This is a genomic window from Nostocoides sp. F2B08, from assembly GCF_009184895.1.
In the GTDB taxonomy this organism is placed as follows: Bacteria; Actinomycetota; Actinomycetes; order Actinomycetales; family Dermatophilaceae; genus F2B08.
Genome location: NZ_WESE01000010.1, coordinates 75,211 through 92,844, shown reverse-complemented (window position 1 = coordinate 92,844; position 17,634 = coordinate 75,211). Strand labels below are relative to the sequence as shown.

Annotated in this window: 16 protein-coding genes; 5 read left to right on the top strand and 11 right to left on the bottom strand. The window is 71.5% G+C overall.

Translation table 11 applies throughout. The annotated features are described in order from the left end of the window. Positions 1-221 precede the first annotated feature (221 nt). From GA707_RS17965 to GA707_RS17950, 4 genes are read right to left on the bottom strand one after another with little or no spacing between them, the layout of a single operon-like run. Complete coding sequence (locus GA707_RS17965; RefSeq protein WP_152179826.1) at positions 222-1,280, bottom strand: sulfate/molybdate ABC transporter ATP-binding protein; 1,059 nt, start codon at positions 1,278-1,280, stop codon at positions 222-224. Continuing rightward, on the bottom strand, positions 1,277-2,059 hold the full coding sequence (locus GA707_RS17960; protein WP_152179825.1) for an ABC transporter permease: 783 nt from the start codon (positions 2,057-2,059) through the stop codon (positions 1,277-1,279). The genes GA707_RS17965 and GA707_RS17960 overlap by 4 nt, the downstream gene beginning before the upstream one ends. Beyond that, positions 2,056-2,826, bottom strand: a complete 771-nt coding sequence (gene modA, locus GA707_RS17955; RefSeq protein ID WP_193315404.1) for a molybdate ABC transporter substrate-binding protein — start codon at positions 2,824-2,826, stop codon at positions 2,056-2,058. Before modA ends, GA707_RS17960 begins: the two co-directional genes overlap by 4 nt. Then, a complete protein-coding gene (locus GA707_RS17950; RefSeq protein WP_152179824.1) occupies positions 2,823-3,215 on the bottom strand; it encodes a molybdopterin-binding protein in 393 nt (130 codons plus the stop codon). The genes modA and GA707_RS17950 overlap by 4 nt, the downstream gene beginning before the upstream one ends. A 134-nt stretch (positions 3,216-3,349) precedes the next feature. Between GA707_RS17950 and GA707_RS17945 the strand changes: the two genes are divergently transcribed. Next, positions 3,350-4,975, top strand: a complete 1,626-nt coding sequence (locus GA707_RS17945) for a polysaccharide deacetylase family protein (RefSeq protein WP_152179823.1) — start codon at positions 3,350-3,352, stop codon at positions 4,973-4,975. A gap of 39 nt (positions 4,976-5,014) precedes the next feature. Here GA707_RS17945 and GA707_RS17940 read toward each other — a convergent pair whose 3' ends face one another. The 4 genes from GA707_RS17940 to GA707_RS17925 all read right to left on the bottom strand — a co-directional run bounded on the left by GA707_RS17940 (position 5,015) and on the right by GA707_RS17925 (position 11,576). Continuing rightward, complete coding sequence (locus GA707_RS17940; RefSeq protein WP_152179822.1) at positions 5,015-7,048, bottom strand: VWA domain-containing protein; 2,034 nt, start codon at positions 7,046-7,048, stop codon at positions 5,015-5,017. Then, positions 7,045-8,433 carry a magnesium chelatase gene (locus GA707_RS17935; RefSeq protein ID WP_152179821.1) on the bottom strand — a complete coding sequence of 463 codons (1,389 nt, stop codon included), beginning with the start codon at positions 8,431-8,433 and terminating at the stop codon, positions 7,045-7,047. The genes GA707_RS17940 and GA707_RS17935 overlap by 4 nt, the downstream gene beginning before the upstream one ends. 63 nt (positions 8,434-8,496) lie before the next feature. Then, the gene (locus GA707_RS17930) at positions 8,497-9,879 is read right to left on the bottom strand and encodes an adenylate/guanylate cyclase domain-containing protein (RefSeq protein ID WP_152179820.1); all 1,383 of its coding nucleotides are present in this window, start codon (positions 9,877-9,879) and stop codon (positions 8,497-8,499) included. After that, on the bottom strand, positions 9,876-11,576 hold the full coding sequence (locus tag GA707_RS17925) for an FAD-dependent oxidoreductase (RefSeq protein ID WP_152179819.1): 1,701 nt from the start codon (positions 11,574-11,576) through the stop codon (positions 9,876-9,878). The genes GA707_RS17930 and GA707_RS17925 overlap by 4 nt, the downstream gene beginning before the upstream one ends. A 159-nt stretch (positions 11,577-11,735) precedes the next feature. On the opposite strand from GA707_RS17925, the gene GA707_RS17920 reads away from it, so the two are divergent. After that, positions 11,736-12,578 carry an alpha/beta fold hydrolase gene (locus GA707_RS17920; protein WP_226963928.1) on the top strand — a complete coding sequence of 281 codons (843 nt, stop codon included), beginning with the start codon at positions 11,736-11,738 and terminating at the stop codon, positions 12,576-12,578. Here the strand turns inward: GA707_RS17920 and GA707_RS17915 are convergent. After that, the gene (locus GA707_RS17915) at positions 12,544-13,389 is read right to left on the bottom strand and encodes an SGNH/GDSL hydrolase family protein (RefSeq protein WP_152179817.1); all 846 of its coding nucleotides are present in this window, start codon (positions 13,387-13,389) and stop codon (positions 12,544-12,546) included. The two genes, GA707_RS17920 and GA707_RS17915, sit on opposite strands and share 35 nt — an antisense overlap. Further along, complete coding sequence (locus GA707_RS17910) at positions 13,386-14,063, bottom strand: uracil-DNA glycosylase (RefSeq protein ID WP_152179816.1); 678 nt, start codon at positions 14,061-14,063, stop codon at positions 13,386-13,388. The genes GA707_RS17915 and GA707_RS17910 overlap by 4 nt, the downstream gene beginning before the upstream one ends. A 97-nt stretch (positions 14,064-14,160) precedes the next feature. On the opposite strand from GA707_RS17910, the gene GA707_RS17905 reads away from it, so the two are divergent. Further along, positions 14,161-15,402 (top strand): cysteine desulfurase-like protein, encoded by a 1,242-nt coding sequence (locus tag GA707_RS17905; protein ID WP_152179815.1) that lies wholly within the window; start codon positions 14,161-14,163, stop codon positions 15,400-15,402. Between the two features lie 11 nt (positions 15,403-15,413). Here GA707_RS17905 and GA707_RS17900 read toward each other — a convergent pair whose 3' ends face one another. After that, complete coding sequence (locus GA707_RS17900) at positions 15,414-15,752, bottom strand: metalloregulator ArsR/SmtB family transcription factor (RefSeq protein ID WP_152179814.1); 339 nt, start codon at positions 15,750-15,752, stop codon at positions 15,414-15,416. 108 nt (positions 15,753-15,860) lie between these two features. On the opposite strand from GA707_RS17900, the gene arsB reads away from it, so the two are divergent. Together arsB and GA707_RS17890 are read left to right on the top strand one after the other, a co-directional pair. Next, positions 15,861-16,976 carry an ACR3 family arsenite efflux transporter gene (gene arsB, locus GA707_RS17895; protein ID WP_152179813.1) on the top strand — a complete coding sequence of 372 codons (1,116 nt, stop codon included), beginning with the start codon at positions 15,861-15,863 and terminating at the stop codon, positions 16,974-16,976. Continuing rightward, on the top strand, positions 16,973-17,602 hold the full coding sequence (locus GA707_RS17890) for a low molecular weight phosphatase family protein (RefSeq protein ID WP_152179812.1): 630 nt from the start codon (positions 16,973-16,975) through the stop codon (positions 17,600-17,602). Before arsB ends, GA707_RS17890 begins: the two co-directional genes overlap by 4 nt. The last annotated feature ends 32 nt before the right edge of the window (positions 17,603-17,634 follow it).

Below are 17,634 nucleotides of genomic sequence, written 5' to 3'. Positions count from 1 at the left end.
TCCATTCGAACAGAAACGTCCGCGCCTGTGACCCGTGGGGGGTGGACCCTCCCGACGCTAGACCTCAGTCGTTTCCCCAGGTCATCGACCGTTCGGCCAGTAGTGCTTGACGGTTCAACGGGTTCGGAGTACACCGTGACTAGGATGTGAGCCACTCCCTCGTCTTCGAACACTGTGCAAAGTCTCTGCAAAGAGGGAGTAATGTCCCGGTTCGGGGAGGGTCAGGCCGGGTAGGCGGTCACCTCTGTGGCCTTGACCGTCGCCCAGACCGTCGCCCCGGTCTGCAGCCGGAGCTCCGCGACCGAGGCCGTCGTCACCTCGGCGACCACCGGTTCGCCGCTCGCGTCGTCCGTGAGGCGAACCCGCGCCGTCTGACCGACGATCTCGACGGCTCGGACCGTGCACTCCCACGCGTTGCGGGGTGACCCACCCGGCCGCGCCGGGTAGAGCGAGACCGCTGCGGGCGCGAACGAGACCCACGAGGGCCCGACATGGTCGTGCCCGGAGGTGACCACCGGGCCGACCGACGTCTCGACGAGCGTCTGCGAGCGAGTCTCTCCCGCATACAGGTTGAGGCCGACGACGTGGGCGACATAGGCGTCCCGCGGGCGGGCCACGACCTCGGCCGGCGGGCCGGACTGCACGACGCGACCGGCCTCGACGAAGACGAGCCGGTCGGCGAGGGTGAGCGCATCCAGCGGGTCGTGGGTGACGAGAACCGTGACCCCGGCGAACCCGGCGAGGCGGTGCGCGAGGCCGGCCCGAACCTCCGCGCGGGTCGTGGGGTCGAGCGCCGAGAGCGGCTCGTCGAGGAGGAGGACCGCTGGATCGGTGGCCAGGGCTCGCGCTAGGGCGGTCCGCTGGGCCTGGCCGTTGGACAGCGCAGTGGGGCGTCGGCCGGCGAGGTCACCGATCCCGAGCGCGTCGAGCTCGGCTCTCGCCCGCGCCCGCGCCGCCGACCGGCCCAGGCCGCGGCTGCGGGGGCCGAACGCGACGTTCTCCAGAGCCGTCAGGTGGGGGAAGAGGAGATGGTTTGCGGCCACGAGGCCGGTCCGGCGCCGCTGGGGTGGAAGCACGGTATGCGCGTCGGCCCACGTCACTCCGCTCACCCGGACATGGCCCCCGTCGAGCGGCAGCAGGCCGGCGATCGCGTCGAGGGTCGTCGTCTTACCCGAGCCGTTGGGACCGAGGAGGGCGACGGTCGTGCCGGGATCCGTCTGCACGGCGACGTCGACGGCGAAGTCCCCCCGGTGCGTGACGACGTGGGCGTCGAGGCTCATCCGGACCACCGCCCGCGCAGCAGCCCCAGGACGGCGACGGAGACGGCGAGCATGGTGACCGAGAGCGCGATCGCCGCCTGCGGATCGGACTGGAGGGAGACGTACACGGCGAGCGGTGCGGTCTGGGTGCGGCCCGTGAGGTTGCCGGCGAAGGTGATCGTCGCGCCGAACTCGCCGAGCGCCCGGGCCCACGCGAGCGCCGCGCCGGCGACGATGCCCGGGGCCGCGAGCGGCAGGGCGACCCGGAGGAAGACCCGGGTCGGCGATGCCCCCAGGGTCGCGGCGACCGCGTCGAAGCGCCGGTCGACCGAACGCATCGCACCCTCGACGGCCAGGACGTAGAACGGCAGGGCCACGAACAGCTGGGCCAGCACCACCGCCACCGGTGTGAACGGCAGGCGCAGCCCGAACGCCTCGAAGATCGGCGCACCCACCACTCCGTTGCGCCCGTAGGCCAGCAGCAGCGCAACACCGCCGACGACCGGTGGCAGGACGATCGGGACGGTGAGGAGGGCCCGGAGCCATCGTCCGGCGCGTCCCTGCGATCGCGACAGCAGCCAGGCCAGAGGGGTGCCGACGATCAGGGCGAGGACGAGGGTGATCGCCGTGGTGATGAGGGACAGTCGGATGGCCGGCCAGACGATGGGGGAGCGCAGGTCGTCGAGGACGTCACCCCAGTCGGTGCGCAGGAGCAGCCCCAGCATCGGGAGCGCGACGAGCGCGACCCCGAGTCCGGCGAGGGCGAACAGGAGGGCCGAGCTGCCGGCAAGCCTCCTCATCGACCTGAGAATCCGAGGTCGGTGAGGACCTGCTGTCCGCGGTCACCGAGGAGCAGCTCGACGAAGCCCAGAGTGTGCTCGTCCTCGTCGAACCAGACGAGCGGGTAGTCGAGCGTGACGTTCTCCTCGTCCGGGATGACCACACCCTCGACGGCGTCGCGTGCCGCCACGATGTCGGAGCGGTAGACCATGGCCGCGTCCGCCTCGCCGAGCTCGACCTTGGCCAGGGTCGCCTTGACGTCGAGCTCGCGAGAGGCCGGGGTCGCCGTGATGCCCGCGGACGCGAACGCCTCGTCGGCCGCCCGGCCGCACGGAACGGTCTCGGCACAGAGCACGGTGTCCAGGTCGGTCCTGGCGAAGTCGGTCAGGCCGCTGATCGCCTGCGGGTTGCCCGGCTGAACCGCGATCTCCAGCACGTTGCGGGTGAGCACCTCCTCCCCGCCGTCCGCGGCGTATCCCTCCGGGAGCTGCGCCAGCGCACCCGTGCCGGCGCCCGCATACACATCCGCGGGAGCGCCCTCGGCGATCTGTTGGGCGAGGGTCGTGCTCGACCCAGTGCTCACCTCGACCGTGACGCCAGGGTGCGCGTCCTCGTATGCGGTGGCCAGCTCCGTGAACGCCTCCGTCAGAGAGGCAGCGGCCAAGACGGTGACCGTGCTCGGGGGCTGTTGCGTCGCACCCTCCGACGTCCCGCCGCACGAGGCGAGGAGCAGCACTGCGGCTGTCGCGCCGAGCGCGGCGCCCAGCCCGGCACCGACCGGCTTCACGGCACGCCCACGATGACGTTGGTCGCCTTGATCGAGGCGACGGCCACCGATCCCGGCTCGAGGCCCAGGGAGTCCACCGCCTCGCTCGACATCAGGGAGACGATCCGGAACGGCCCGCACTGCAGCTCGACCTGGGCCATCACGGTGTCCTTGACGACCCGCGTGACGATGCCGCGCATCCGGTTGCGCGCGGACTCGTCGGTGACGGGTCCCGGTGCAGTGGGGGAGGCGATCTCGACGGCGATCTCGGCGAGGTCGGCTCCGTCGACGGCGAGCCGGCCGGACCGGTCCTTCGTGGCGTGGAGACGGCCGGAGTCGACCATCCGCCGGACGGTGTCGTCCGAGACGCCGAGCAGGCCGGCGGCCTCAGATATCCGCAGAAGCGACATGAACCGGACTATATCTCCGAACTTGCGGAACTGCGCGCACCGGCCGGGGCAGGTCCGCGGCACGGCATCATCCGATCGGCCCCCGAATCCCCATTCTGCTGTTCCCGCCGTGGGGCCGGGCGTAACGTTCACGTATGAGGCCGCGTGTCTTGCTCTCAGTGGTGCTGTCGTTCGTTCTCATGGTCGGCATGGCGTCGTCGGCGTCCGCCGCCGTCGTGGTCTCGGCCTCGACCGCGGGGACGAAGACGGTCGGCTTCGCGACGAATGTGTGGGGATCGGTCTCCGAGCCGGGTGAGCGGGAGGTGTGGACCGAGGTCGACCTGGGCACTGATGCGTGGTCCCGCTCGAAGGTCGGTCGGACCAGCGCCGACGGGAAGTACGTCCTGGAGCTCACGTACGGATTCGCCACGGTGGGTGAGTACCGCTTCCGGGTGGGGGCGGCGACGAGCGAGGGCGTCGTCTACTCCGAGCCCTTCACCCTCACGCGCACCCCGTGGCAGCCCGGCTGGGCCGGGACCAAGCCGGTGTACCAGACCACCAACACGTGGGGGAGGCTGCCGCGGGCGGCGAACCGCAGTGTCTGGACCGAGGCGCTCGTCAACGGCCGGTGGTCGCGCTCGCAGACCCGGACCGCGGACGCCACGGGCTACTTCGTCATCCCCTTGACCTACGGATCCAGCCGGGTCGGGATCCACACGTTCCGCGTCGGAGCCAGCACGTCGATGGGTGTGGTGTACTCCCAGCCGTTCGAGCTGCGGCGCACCGCCACCGTCGTGGCCAAGTCGGCCGGCACCAAGCCCGTGAACCAGACGACGAACACGTGGGGCACGGTCAGCGGCTACGCGGGTGGCCAGGTGCGGACCCAGGTACTGCTCAGTACCGGGTGGAGCACCTCGCAGGTGCGGACCACCGACTCGAACGGCTACTTCGTCATCCCGCTGACCTACGGTTCCTCTACCCCGGGGAAGTACACCTTCCGCGTCGCCGCAAGCACGCCCCTCGGAACCGTGTACTCCAACCAGTTCACCCTCGAACGCACCGCAACCGTCGACTGCGCGCGGCAGGCCTGCGTGGCGCTGACCTTCGACGACGGCCCCAGCGCATACACCGATCGGCTCATCGACACGCTCGTGAGGACGAAGACACCGGCCACGTTCTTCGTCGTCGGCAGCCAGGTGGCCAACCGTCCGGCGACGGTGCGGCGGATGCAGAGCGCCGGGCTGGCGGTCGAGAACCATACCTACAGCCACCCGCAGCTGACAACCCTCAGCTACAGCGGGCAGCTCTCCCAGGTCACCCGGACGGACAACGCGCTGGCAACCGCCGGAGTGCGGCGCAGCACCCAGCTCCGACCTCCCTTCGGCTCGTGGAACTCCACGACGCGTACCTTGGGCAAGCCGCTCATCCTGTGGTCGGTCGACCCGCGGGACTGGGAGGTCAGGGATGCGGCGCGGATCAGGTCCCACGTCGCTGCCAACGCGCGCTCCGGCTCGATCGTCCTCCTCCACGACAGCCACTCGACGACCGTCGATGCCGTTCCCGGAATCATCTCCGACCTGCGCGCCCGCGGCTTCACGCTCGTGACCGTGGACACTCTGGTGCCGTCCATGCAGCCGGGGGACGTCGTCTACAGCCGGACGAACATCAGTAGGGCGAGCTCGGCGAGCACGCTGACCGACCAGAGCGATGTCCTCCGGTCCCCCGACGGCTCCGTCCTGGGTCCGGTGCTCGACGAGGCGCCCTTCGTGCCCGGCAGCTGAGCGCACGCCGGACGGTTCCGGACACCGCAGTTCGGCCCGTCACTCGGGAACCCAGAATCCCCTGCCGCCGTACCAGTCGCTCGTGAAGGACCGGCTCTGCCCGCGCGCCCCGAGATATGAGCCGACCACTGCCGCGCCGAGATCGTCGAGCTCCGGGGCGACGACGCGCCCGTCGACCCGTCGTGCCATCTGGTCGACGAACCGGGCCAGACCGGGGTCCTCGCCCAGCCGGAAGAACGTCGTGCGGGCGCCGAGCCGACGTGCGGCCTCGAGCTCCTCGACGGTGCGGGTGATGGTCTGGGGGTGGGGCGGGTAGTCGAACCACACGTGACCGTCGGGCAGCAGGTGGGCCGTAGGTTCACCGTCGGTGACGACGAGCAGGACCGGCTGCTCACCGGAGTGCTTCCGGAAGTGACGGTTGGCGAGCAGCAGCGCGTGGTGCAGGTTGGTCCCCTTGTCCCACAGGGCGTCCAGCGCCGTCAGCTCCTCGATCCCCATCGTCCGGGCATGCCGACCGAACGAGATGAGCGAGAGGTGATCGCCGCGGAACCGCGAGGAGATGAGGTGGTGCAGCGCGAGAGCCGTCCGTTTCATCGGCACCCAGCGGCCGTCCATCGCCATGGAGAAGGAGGTATCGACGAGCAGGGCGACCGCCGACCGAGTCCGTGCCTCGGTCTCGGTGACCTCGATGTCGTCCACCGCGATCCTGATGCCCGCCCGCGGGTCGACACCTTCGCTCACCGTGCGGGTCACTGCGTTCGTGACGGTGCGCGTGACGTCCCAGGGCTCGGTATCCCCGAACTCCCAGGCCCGGGAGGCTCCGCTGCGCTCGCCCGCCGCCCCCGCGAGCCGGGCGTCGCGCTGCCCGGACCGGCTCGAGAGCCGGGTCGAGACGTCCTTGAGCAGCTCCTTGCCGAGCCGGCGCATCGCCTTCGGGGACAGCCGGAGAGCGCCGTCCGAGTCGCGCCTGAGGTATCCCGTGTCGCGCAGCGCCTTCTCGAGCTCGGCGAGCGTGCGCGCTTCGACGGCGGCCTCGTCTCCGAGCTGCCGGGCGAGCGCGTCCACGTCGATGTCGGAGAGCCGTGCCCCCGCATAGGACTGAGAGAGCTGCTCGGCGAGGCCGTCCAGCTCCGCGATGTCCTGGAGCATCCCGGTCCCGTCGCCGAGACCGAGCCCCTGGCCTTCGCCGAAGCGCTCGGACCCGCCCCAGTCCTCACCGGGGCGGAGCCCTCGCAGGGTCGCGTCGAGGCGGGAGAGGGACTGCGCGAGGTGCGGCGAGCCGAAGGCCTGGGCCGAGAGCTCCATGAGCTCGCGGCGCTGCTCCTCCGTCATCGAGCTCAGCATCCGCTGGGCGGCCGCCGCGCGCTGGGACAGGGCGTCGATCAGCTCCTCGACCGACCGGGGGTTCTCGGGGAAGTGCTGCCCGTGCTTGTCCATGAACCGCTCGAAGTCGACGTCGGTGTCCTCCCCCCGGGCGTGCTTGTCGAGAAGGTCGTTGAGGTCGTCGAGCATCTCCTGGATGCGGGCGCGGTCCTCGTCGGTGGCGTTCTCGAGCGCCTGCTTCATCCCGGCGAAGCGCTGGTCGAGCATCTCCCGGCCGAGCAGGTCCTTGATCTCCTCGAAGGTCTGCCTCGCCTCGCTCGACGCCCAGTCGTAGTCGGACAGCTCGGACACCGCGGCGGCAGTCGACGGCGGAAGGTTCTCGAGACGCGTCTCGCGGAAGGCCCGGTCCAGGTCCTCCATCGTCACGTCCCGCGCGAGCTGGCCGCGCTCCTGGAGCATCGCCCGGTCGAGGAGCTCGCGGATCTCGTCGAGGGTCCGTCCCAGCGAGTGGTTCTCGAGCAGCTCACGGCGCCGCCTCGCGACCTGACGGGCCAGCTCGTCGAGCCCGACCGTGTCGCGGCCGCCGCGGCGGAGGAACTCCCGCATGGCCCGCTCGGGGGAGTACCCGGCCATGACGTCCTCGCCGATGGCGTCGAGGGCCTCGGAAAGGTCGACCGGCGGCGCGAGGGGGTCCGGGCCGCCGGCGTACCTGCCGTACCGGGACCGGTGGGCGTCGCGCCGGTCGCTCACCCGTACACCGTCCGGTCTCCGTCGGTCTCCTTCGAGATCTTCCGCGCGAGGTACAGGCCCTCGAGTGCGAGCTCGAGGGCACTGGCCCGCTCACCCGGACTCGTGGCTCGGAGGCGGTCGCAGACCTGCTCGTAGAGGTCGCTGTCCCCGAGGTCCGGCAGCTCACCGATCAGCTCGTCCGCGGTCACGCTGTCGCCGGTGACGACGAGGACGCCGGCCTCCATCGCTCCGACGAGCGGGCCGAGGTCGATGCCCCGGAAGTGCTCGCGAACCGTCTCGGCGGTGGCGGTGCGCAGGAGGTACTGCAGCACCTCGCGCTCGCGGCCCTCCTCCCCGGCCTCGAACTCCACCTTGCCGCCGAGCACGTCGACCGCCGACTCCAGGTCGACGACCCGGGCCACCGCCTCGGACTCGCCGCGCGTGGTCGCCCGGTGCAGTGCCGCCGCGGCGACGGTCTCGGCGCCGGCGATCGAGAAGCGCGCCGAGACACCCGATCGCTGGTCGACGGCCGAGGACCCTCGCAGGCCGCGGGTGAACCGGGCGAGGATCTCGATCAGGACGTCCGGCACCGTCGCGACGAGGTGCGCCTCCTGCCGGATGACCGCGACCTCGTCCACCAGCTCGACCGGGTAGTGCGTGCGGATCTCGGCTCCGAACCGGTCCTTGAGCGGGGTGATGATCCGCCCACGGTTGGTGTAGTCCTCGGGGTTCGCCGAGGCGACGACGAGCACGTCGAGGGGCAGCCGCAGGACGTAGCCGCGGATCTGGATGTCCCGCTCCTCCATGACGTTGAGCATCGCCACCTGGATCCGCTCGGCGAGGTCGGGAAGCTCGTTGATCGCGACGATGCCGCGGTGGCTGCGGGGGATGAGTCCGAAGTGGATCGTCTCGGGGTCCCCGAGCCGCCGGCCCTCGGCCACCCGCATCGGGTCGACGTCGCCGATGAGGTCGCCGACCGAGGTGTCGGGGGTGGCGAGCTTCTCGGCGTACCGCTCGCTGCGGTGCCGCCACGTCACCGGGAGCGAGTCTCCGTCGCGGGCCGCGCGACGTTGCGACTCGGAGGCGATCGGCTCGTAGGGGTGCTCACCCAGCTCGGACCCGTCGATTTCGGGCGACCACTCGTCGAGAAGGCCGACGAGGCTGCGCAGCAGGCGTGTCTTGCCCTGGCCGCGCTCGCCGAGCAGGACGACGTCGTGGCCGGCGAGCAGCGCGCGCTCGAGCTGCGGGATGACCGTCGAGCCGAAGCCGTGCAGACCCGGCCACGGGTCCTGTCCGGCCGCCAGCAGCCTCACCAGGTTGTCGCGGATCTCCTGGCGCAGCGGCTTGGACTCGTGTCCACTCGCGCGCAGCTCGCCCAGGGTTCGGATCGTCGGTGCCTCGCTCACTCCCTCACGCTAAGCGTGTTCGCGTCCGGGGGCCAGAGGACCGGCGCGCTCGCGCACGCACGGTCACCCGTCGTACCCCGCGTCGAGGCCGACGAGGACGAACGCCTCGGTCGTCTCGGTCTTGCCCTTGAGGGCGACCGGCCCCATGGACCGGGTCGTCGCCCCGGGGAGTGCGGCGAGGGTGGTCGCGCCGATCGCCACGCCGCCGACCGGTGCGATGCCCTCGATCCGGGACGCCGTGTTGACCGTGTCGCCGATGACGGTGTGGGTGCGCCCGCCGCTCGCCCCGAGGAGCGTCACCGCGACCGGGCCGGTGTTGATCCCCACCCGGAACCGCGGCCAGTCCGGGTGCCGCTCGGCGACCTCCCGCGTGGCCGCCTGCATGTCCAGCCCTGCCAGGGCAGCGCGACGGGGGTGGTCGGGCTGGTTGCCGCGCTTGTTGAACGTGACCATGAGGGCGTCGCCGACGATCCGGTCGACGTCGCCGCCGTGTGCGGTCACGGCCGGGACGGCTACCGCGAAGTACTCGTTGAGCATGTCGGTCACGTCGTCCGCCTCGTGCGCCTCGGAGAACGTCGTGAAGCCCTGAAGGTCCGCGAACAGCACACTCATCTCGCGCGCTCCCGAGCTGGTGTCGTCGAGGTAGAGCGCGCCGAACCGCTCCTCGTACCAGGACCGTTGGGCGCTGATCGCGACGAGGGCGAAGGCGGCGAGGAGCAGCAGGTGCCACTCCCACCAGGAGAGGTGCCAGTTGCGGGAGAGCACCATGGCGACGAGGGCCTCCGCGAGGAGGATGTATGCGGTGGTCACCGCCGCGAGGACGGCCTCCTGCCGCTTCAGCCAGAGTCGGAGGTAGGCCCAGGCGGCGGCGAGGTAGAGCAGCACACCAGGAACGGCGACGAGCAGGGGCAGTCGCTCCGCGCCCGTGGGCGGGCCCGACAGTGGCGGCAGACCGAGCAGCGACACCGCGGCCCAGAGCGCCATGAACAGCAGCAACACCACCCGCGCCCGCCTCGCACGCGACACCTCGCGCGCAGCGGCCGAACCGGAGAACGACCCTGTCGAGCGGATCGCGAAGAGAGAGCCGAGGGCGACCCCCGCGGGCGTGGCGACGGCGAAGCCCACGTTGGGGGCGGCGAGGAGGACACCCGGTGTGGCGAGGGCGTGGAGTCCGAGGAAGCCGGCCGAGGACAAGAAGGCCAGCGAGACGTACATCAGACGTGCGTCCCCACGTCGTGCGGCCGCCTCGCCGGTCCCGTAGGCGAGGACCGCCGAGAGCGCCGCGGCGACCAGCACCAGCCAGAAATGGGCCGGGTGGTGCTGCCACATGACGTCCAGCTCGGGCCGCCTGAGCAGCAGCCACAGCGCGACGACGGGGAGCAGAGTCACCACCCCGCCGAGCATCCAGCTGCGGGAAGGGCGCTGCCGGTCGCGCCCGCCGGTCATCTCTTCGCGGCCTCCTGGGCGAGATGCAGGTGCACCTGGCTCACGACGACCGATCCCTCGCCCACCGCCGAGGCGACGCGCTTGAGCGACCCGCAGCGCAGGTCGCCCACGGCGAAGAGGCCTGGCACCGAGGTCTCGTAGGGCTGTGTCGGGCGCGAACCGTCGTCCGGCAGGGCATCGGCGCCGGTGAGGACGAAGCCGCGGTCGTCGCGGGCGACCTCGGCCGGGAGCCAGTCGGTCTGCGGGTCGGCCCCGATCATGACGAACAGGCCGTCCGCGTCGATCTCACAGGACTCGGACGTCGTGCGGTGGGTGAGCGTCAGCCGCTCCAGCCGGTCCTCTCCCGAGGCGCCGGTCACGTCGGTCTGGAGGTGCACGGTGATGGCCGGCTCCCCGTCGATGGCGTCGATGAGGTAGGAGGACATCGTCTCGTCGAGGGACCGACCGCGGACGACGAGATGCACCCTCGGGCAGTAGCGCGCGAGCTGGAGCACCGCCTGCCCGGCCGAGTTCCCCCCGCCGGCGACGGCGGCCGTCAGGCCGGTGAGGGAGTGCGCGGCCGTCACACTGGCTCCGTAGTACACGCCCTGCCCCGTGAAGGCCTCGACGCTGGGGATGCCGAGCCGCCGGTAGCTGACCCCGCAGGCGAGCACGACCGCCCGCGCGGTCACCGTCGAGCCGTCGGACACCCGGACCCGGAAGAGGCCGTCCGCGCAGGGCTCGACGGACTCGACGACCGGAGTGAGGACGAACCGGGCGCCGAACATCCACGCCTGCTGGTACCCGCGCTGTGCCAGCTCCGACCCGCTGAGGCCGCGGGAGAAGCCGAGGTAGTTGCGGATGAGCGAGCTCGTGCCCGCCTGTCCGCCGATCGCGTCGCGTTCGACGACGAGGGTGCTCAGACCCTCGGAGGCACCGTAGACCGCGGCGGCCAGCCCGGCCGGGCCCGCACCGACGACGAGGAGGTCGACCGAGGAGCACTCGGGCGGCACCGTGGTCGGGATACCCCACGCGGAGAGGACCTCGGCGTCGGTGGGATCGACGAGGGTCACCCCGCCGATCGCCGGCATCCAGACGACGACCTCGCCGTCGCGCTTCGGCGCGGCCGCCGCCAGCACGTCCTGGCCCTGCTCCGAGCTCCGCTCGCGGAAGGCGTAGGGGATCCGGTTGCGTTGCAGGAGGTTGCTCACCTCGAAGCCGCGGCCGGAGTGCCGGTCAGCGACGACGACGACCTCGCGCTTGTTGCGCGGGTCGGCGCGGGACCAGTCGTGGACGAACTCGGCGACGCTGCGGTGGAACAGCTCGTCACCCTCGACCCAGGGCCTCAGGGCGTATGCGTGGACGTCCCCGATCGCCATGCCCTGCAGGATCGTGCTCGCCACCCGCGGGTCGGCCCACGACCCCCACGGCACGAGGAGGAGGCGCTTGGCCTCAGGGTGCAGGCGCCGGGCGGTCCCCAGCACCGCCGCCCGGTCGTCCTCGGGCAGGCTGTCGTCGACGAGGACCAGCGCGACCCGTTCGCCCCGCTCGTGGGCCTTCTCGAGGAGGTGCACCGCGTCGTCGGCGGCGACCTCGCCGCGGACGCGGAACGTCGCACCGAAGCTGCGGGCCAGCTCGGTCTCCGTGCGCCCCAGCTGGACCGAGTCGGCTTCGACATCGAGGATCAGGGGGCGTGCGCCCCAGCCCATCATGGCCATTCGTCAACCGTAGACCCGAGGGCCGACGCCGTCATCCCCCTTTCGTGCCGGATCGAGGCAGGTGACGAGGGTCGCATCCCGACCATGCACGTCCGAGGTGCGTTCTCCGACGCGGAACGACCGACCCGACCCCCGCGGCCGGCGACTAGAACGGAGAACGTGACGACGCATACCCAGGTCCAGGCCGACCCCGAGGTCGGCACGCGCATCCGCACCGGCCCGTTGACGACGAACTACCACGACCGCGGTGCGGGGGATCCGCTGCTTCTCCTGCACGGCTCCGGCCCGGGAGTGAGCGCGTGGGCCAACTGGCGTCTCCCCATGCCCCATCTCGAGAGCCGTCACCGCGTCATCGCCCCCGATCTCGCGGGATTCGGCCACACGCCGGTGCCCGACGACTGGGAGTTCTCGACGCAGACGTGGCTGCGGCAGGTCGTCGACCTGCTCGACGCGCTCGGCATCGAGCGGACCTCGGTCGTCGGCAACTCCTTCGGCGGCTCGATGGCCCTGGCGCTCGCGATCCACCATCCCGAGCGGGTCGACCGCCTCGTCCTCATGGGATCGGTCGGGGTTCCGTTCGAGATCACCGAGGGCCTGGACGCGGTGTGGGGCTACGAGCCGTCGGTCGAGACGATGGGCCACCTCATCCGCGATGTCTTCGCCTACGACCCGTCGCTGGCGAGCGACGACCTGGTGCGGATGCGCTACGAGGCGAGCCTGCGGCCCGGGTCGCAGGACGCGTTCTCCCGGATGTTCCCCGCGCCACGCCAACGCTGGGTCGATGCGATGGCGCACGGCGAGGCCGACCTGCGTGCACTGCCCCACCCCACCCTGCTCGTGCACGGTCGGGACGACAAGGTCATCCCGCTCTCGACCACGTTGACCCTGCTCGACTGGATCGACGACGCCCAGGCGCACATCTTCGGCCGGTGCGGACACTGGACCCAGATCGAGCACACCGAGGCGTTCAGCCGCCTCGTGCTCGACTTCCTCGCCGGCTGAGGGCCTCGACCGGGGCCAGTTCCGGGCGCTTGGCGGCCAGCTCCGAGCCCGAGGAGGTGCCGCGCAGTCTGCGCTGCACCCACGGGGCCGCGTGGGTGCGCGCCCACGTCGCGTGCTGGCGCAGCTCCTCGCGTCGTCCGGCCCGCTCCGCCGGCGGCAGGGGGACCTGCCAGTCGGGGTCGGTCTCGGGCAGGCCGAGCGCGAGGAGTGCGGCCTGGGTGATCCGCTCGTGCCCCAGCTCCGAGGGGTGGATGCGGTCCTCGCCCCACATCCGCCAGTCCCGGGTCGCACGCAGGCCCCACATGTTGATGATGTAGGCGCCGTGGTTGTGGGCGATCGTGAACAGGTTGGCGGCGTGGACCGAGTGGCGTGACCGCAGCGCCTTGAACAGCCCGGCCTCGCGGGGGTCGGTCGGCGTGCAGAGGAGCACGTCGGCTCCGGTCAAGCGGACCTCGATGACCGCCTCCTCGAGACGGCCGGCGAGGGCGTCGAGGTCCACCGACGGGCGCAGCATGTCGTTGCCCCCGCCGATGATCGAGACCAGATCCGGCGCCATCGACAGGGCCCGCTCGAGCTGGGGGCCGACGATGTCGTCGAGCTTGCGTCCGCGGACGGCCAGGTTGGCGTAGCCGAAGTCAGTGCCGTGGTGGGCGGCCCGCTCGGCCAGGTGCTCGGCGAGCCGGTCGGCCCAGCCGCGGTAGCGCGTCGGGTCGGCCGGGTCGGGGTCGACCATCCCCTCGGTGAAGGAGTCACCGATGGCGACGTAGCGCTGCCAGATGCGGGGGGTCGCATCGGGGGAGGTGAGGGTCACGGAAGCCTCCAGTCGATGGGGTCGGCGCCGAGGCGGCGGAGGTGGTCGTTGGCGCGGCTGAACGGCCGCGAGCCGAGGAAGCCGGAGTGCGCGGAGAGCGGTGACGGGTGGGCCGACTCGATGCACGGTATGCGCTGGAGACGCCCCCGCAGACCGCGGGCGTCGCGTCCCCACAGGATCGCGACGAGCGGGCCGCCGCGCTCGGCGAGCGCGTCGATCGCGGCGGCGGTGATGTCCTCCCAGCCCTTGCCCCGGTGGCTCGCCGGGCTCCCGGGGCCGACCGTGAGCACCCGGTTCAGCAGCATGACCCCGCGCTCGGCCCACGGGGTGAGGTCGCCGGTGCTCGGGCGGGGCAGGCCGAGGTCGGTGCCGAGCTCGGTGAAGATGTTGGCGAGACTGCGGGGAACGGGGCGAACGTCCGGGGCGACGGCGAAGGAGAGTCCGATCGGATGCCCCGGCGTCGGGTACGGATCCTGGCCGACGATGAGGACCCGGACGTCCTCGAGCGGGAGCTCGAACGCCCGGAGCACGTGCTGCCCGGCGGGCAGGTAGCCGCGGCCCGCCGCGACCTCCTCGCGGAGGAACTCGCCGAGCACCGCGAGGGTCCCCTCGTGAGGACGCAGCGCGGGGACCCAGGACGGATGGACGAGCTCGTCGAGGGGTCGGGTCGGCACGGCTCCAAACTACCTCCGGGCCGGTCAGCCTGATCGGTCGCCCGACGAAAGCGGGCCGCCGACTCGAGAGGGCGGTTGGGCGGGCAGGATGTGTCCCATGGCCTACGACGTCGACGCGATCCGCTCCCGCTTCCCGGCGCTCCGTGAGGGTGCCGCGCACTTCGACGGGCCGGGCGGCACTCAGACCCCGGACGTGGTGGCGGCCGCAGTGGCCGACACGCTGACCTCCGCGATCGCCAACCGCGGCACCGTCACCGCCGCGGAGCAGCGTGCCGATCAGGTCGTTGCCGAATGCCGGGCCGCGCTCGGCGACCTGCTCGCGGTGGATCCGGGTGCGGTGGTCTTCGGCCGCAGCGCGACCCAGCTGACCTATGACCTCTCCCGTGCGCTCGCGAAGACGTGGGGGCCGGGCGACGAGGTCGTCGTCTCGCGGCTCGACCACGACAGCAACGTCTGCCCCTGGGTGCAGGCGGCCGAGGCGGTCGGCGCGACCGTGCGGTGGGCGGACTTCGACCCCGCGACCGGCACCCAGCTCGAGGATCACTTCGCGCCGGTGCTGTCCGAGCGCACCCGGCTCGTCGCCATGACCGCTGCGTCCAACCTCATCGGCACCAGGCCTCCTGTGCGCACGATCTCCCATCTGGTCCACGACGTCGGGGCGCTGCTCTGGGTCGACGGCGTGCACGCGACGGCGCACGACTCGGTCGACGTCGCCGCCCTGGGCGCCGACTTCTGGACCTGCTCGCCCTACAAGCTGCTCGGCCCGCACTGCGGTGTCGTCGCGGCCGCGCACCGGTCCCTGCTCGAGGCGGTGCGTCCCGACAAGCTGCTGCCGTCGACCGACGACGTGCCGGAGCGGTTCGAGCTCGGGACGCTGCCCTACGAGCTCATGGCCGGCACGACCGCCGCCGTCGACTTCATCGCCGGCCTCGCCGACCCCGGTGGGCCGGGGCCCGGACCCGACGTCGAGGGGGTGTCCGAGATGAGGAGGGAGCGCATACTCGCCTCGTATGCGGCCCTGCACGAGCACGAGGCGCGCCTGCTCGCTCGGCTCGAAGGGGAGCTGCGCGACATGCCCGGTATGCGGGTGTACTCGAACGCGGAGCGGCGCACCCCGACGATGCTCTTCACGATCGACGGGCACGACTCCACGGATGTGTACCGCGCGCTCGCCGAGCGGGGCGTCAACGCTCCGGCGAGCAACTTCTATGCGATCGAGTGCTCACGTCACCTCGGTCTCGGCGACGAGGGAGGCGTGCGGATCGGACTCGCGCCGTACACGAACGACGCCGACGTCGAGCGGCTGATCCGGGGTCTTCGCGAGATCGTTGCGGGCTGAGCACCGAGCGGTCAGCGGAAGATCGCGGCGAGGTCGTCGAGGCGCTCGGGCACCAGGGCGAACCAGGCCCAAGTGCCGCGCTTCTCGCGGCGTAGGAGCCCGGCCTCGGTCAGGACCTTGAGATGGTGGCTGATCGTCGGCTGGCTCAGCCCGATCGGGGCCGTGAGGTCGCAGACGCACGCCTCGGCGCCCTCGCTGTCGCGGATCAGGGCGAGCAGCTGCAGTCGCGTCGGGTCGGCCACCGCCTTGAGCAGGGCGGCGGTCCGCTCGGCCTCCTCACGGGAGAGCGCGAGCTCGGGCGTGATCCCGCAACAGGCAGGTGCGGAGACCGAGGAGGTCGCTGTGCTCATGACGGTCAGCATAGACGCCCTACATCGGTGATCATCAATATTGACAGGAATCGATGAAGGATGATGCGATAGCCGCATGGCAGTCCGGACCACCCCACGCCCGATCGCATGAGCGCCCCTCCATCCTCCTCGGTCCCGACCCACGGCGACGCCGACGCCCACGTGGTCGACCGGCTCTCGACCCTGGACCGGTTCCTCCCCGCGTGGATCGGGCTCGCGATGGTCGCCGGTCTCCTGCTGGGCCGGCTCGTGCCCGGCCTGGACGAGCACCTGTCCGCCGTCGAGGTCGACGGGATCTCGCTGCCGATCGCGATCGGCCTTCTCGTCATGATGTACCCGGTCCTGGCCAAGGTGCGCTACGACCGGCTCGACACCGTCACCGGCGACCGTCGGCTGCTCGTCTCGAGCCTCATCCTGAACTGGGTCGTCGGACCGGCACTCATGTTCGCGCTGGCGTGGATCTTCCTGCCCGATCTGCCGGAGTACCGCACCGGGCTCATCATCGTCGGCCTCGCCCGGTGCATCGCGATGGTCATCATCTGGAACGACCTCGCGTGCGGTGATCGTGAGGCTGCCGCCGTCCTCGTCGCGCTGAACTCGGTCTTCCAGGTCTTCGCGTTCGCCGCCCTCGGATACTTCTACCTCACGGTCCTGCCGGCGTGGCTCGGTCTGCCCCAGGAGGACCTCGACGTCTCCTCCTGGCAGATCGCGAAGTCGGTCCTGATCTTCCTCGGGATCCCGCTTCTTCTCGGCTACCTCTCGCGCCGGGTGGGCGAGAAGCGGTGGGGGCGCACCGCATACGAGACCTCTTTCCTGCCCCGGATCGGTCCGTGGGCGCTCTACGGACTCCTCTTCACGATCGTCATCCTCTTCGCCCTGCAGGGCGACCAGATCACCTCGAACCCACTCGACGTCGCGCGCATCGCCGTGCCCCTGCTCGTGTACTTCGCACTGATGTGGGGCGGCGGCTACCTCGTCGGCCGCCTCCTGACGATGAGCTACGAGCGGACGACGACGCTGGCGTTCACCGCCGCGGGCAACAACTTCGAGCTCGCGATCGCCGTGGCGATCGCGACCTTCGGCGTGACCTCGGGGCAAGCGCTCGCGGGTGTGGTGGGGCCGCTCATCGAGGTGCCCGTCCTCGTCGCGCTCGTCTACGTCAGTCTCTGGCTGCGCCGCCGCTTCCCCCATCCCGTCCCGGCCGAGCAGGAGAGCCCTCGATGACGACCCGACCAGCACCGACCGGAGATCCGGCCTACGTCCGTGTCGTCGACGACCTCGCCTACGAGTACGACGGCGTCTTCTCGCGCGCGTCGGTCGAGCGGGCCGTCGCCGAGGCGAGGGAGGCGCTCGAACCCCGCGCGACGGTGACCGACTTCCTGCCCGTGCTCGTCCGCCGCTTCGCCCGGGACCAGCTCCTGGCGGCCGCCCAGGCCGACGGGCGCATCGCGAAGGCCATGCCGGAGATCCTGTTCGTCTGCGTGCACAACGCCGGACGGTCCCAGCTCGCCGCCGCTCTCGCGCAGCACCTCTCCGGCGGCCGGGTGCGGGTGCGCTCGGCCGGTAGCGCCCCGGCCGACGAGATCAACCCACACGTCGTGACCGTCCTGGCGGAGCGTGGCATCGACCTCGCCGAGACGTTTCCCAAGCCCCTCACGGACCGGGTGGTCCAGGCCGCCGACGTCATCGTCACGATGGGCTGCGGTGACGCCTGTCCGGTCTATCCGGGCAAGCGCTATCTCGACTGGACCGTGTCCGATCCACACGGGCAGTCCCTCGAGACGGTTCGCGACATCCGGGACGACGTGCAGCAGCGTGTCACCGTCCTGTTGCGCGAGCTCGGTCTCTGACCCGACCGGCCGTGACCACATCACCGACGAGA

What these genes read in the sequence shown, in the direction of transcription:
- arsB (WP_152179813.1), top strand. Translation starts at nt 15,861, where the DNA reads ATGAGCGCCCCTCCATCCTCCTCGGTCCCGACCCACGGCGACGCCGAC.
- GA707_RS17930 (WP_152179820.1), bottom strand. Translation starts at nt 9,879, where the DNA reads ATGACCGGCGGGCGCGACCGGCAGCGCCCTTCCCGCAGCTGGATGCTC.
- GA707_RS17890 (WP_152179812.1), top strand. Translation starts at nt 16,973, where the DNA reads ATGACGACCCGACCAGCACCGACCGGAGATCCGGCCTACGTCCGTGTC.
- GA707_RS17965 (WP_152179826.1), bottom strand. Translation starts at nt 1,280, where the DNA reads ATGAGCCTCGACGCCCACGTCGTCACGCACCGGGGGGACTTCGCCGTC.
- GA707_RS17905 (WP_152179815.1), top strand. Translation starts at nt 14,161, where the DNA reads ATGGCCTACGACGTCGACGCGATCCGCTCCCGCTTCCCGGCGCTCCGT.
- GA707_RS17960 (WP_152179825.1), bottom strand. Translation starts at nt 2,059, where the DNA reads ATGAGGAGGCTTGCCGGCAGCTCGGCCCTCCTGTTCGCCCTCGCCGGA.
- GA707_RS17900 (WP_152179814.1), bottom strand. Translation starts at nt 15,752, where the DNA reads ATGAGCACAGCGACCTCCTCGGTCTCCGCACCTGCCTGTTGCGGGATC.
- GA707_RS17950 (WP_152179824.1), bottom strand. Translation starts at nt 3,215, where the DNA reads ATGTCGCTTCTGCGGATATCTGAGGCCGCCGGCCTGCTCGGCGTCTCG.
- GA707_RS17925 (WP_152179819.1), bottom strand. Translation starts at nt 11,576, where the DNA reads ATGGCCATGATGGGCTGGGGCGCACGCCCCCTGATCCTCGATGTCGAA.
- GA707_RS17945 (WP_152179823.1), top strand. Translation starts at nt 3,350, where the DNA reads ATGAGGCCGCGTGTCTTGCTCTCAGTGGTGCTGTCGTTCGTTCTCATG.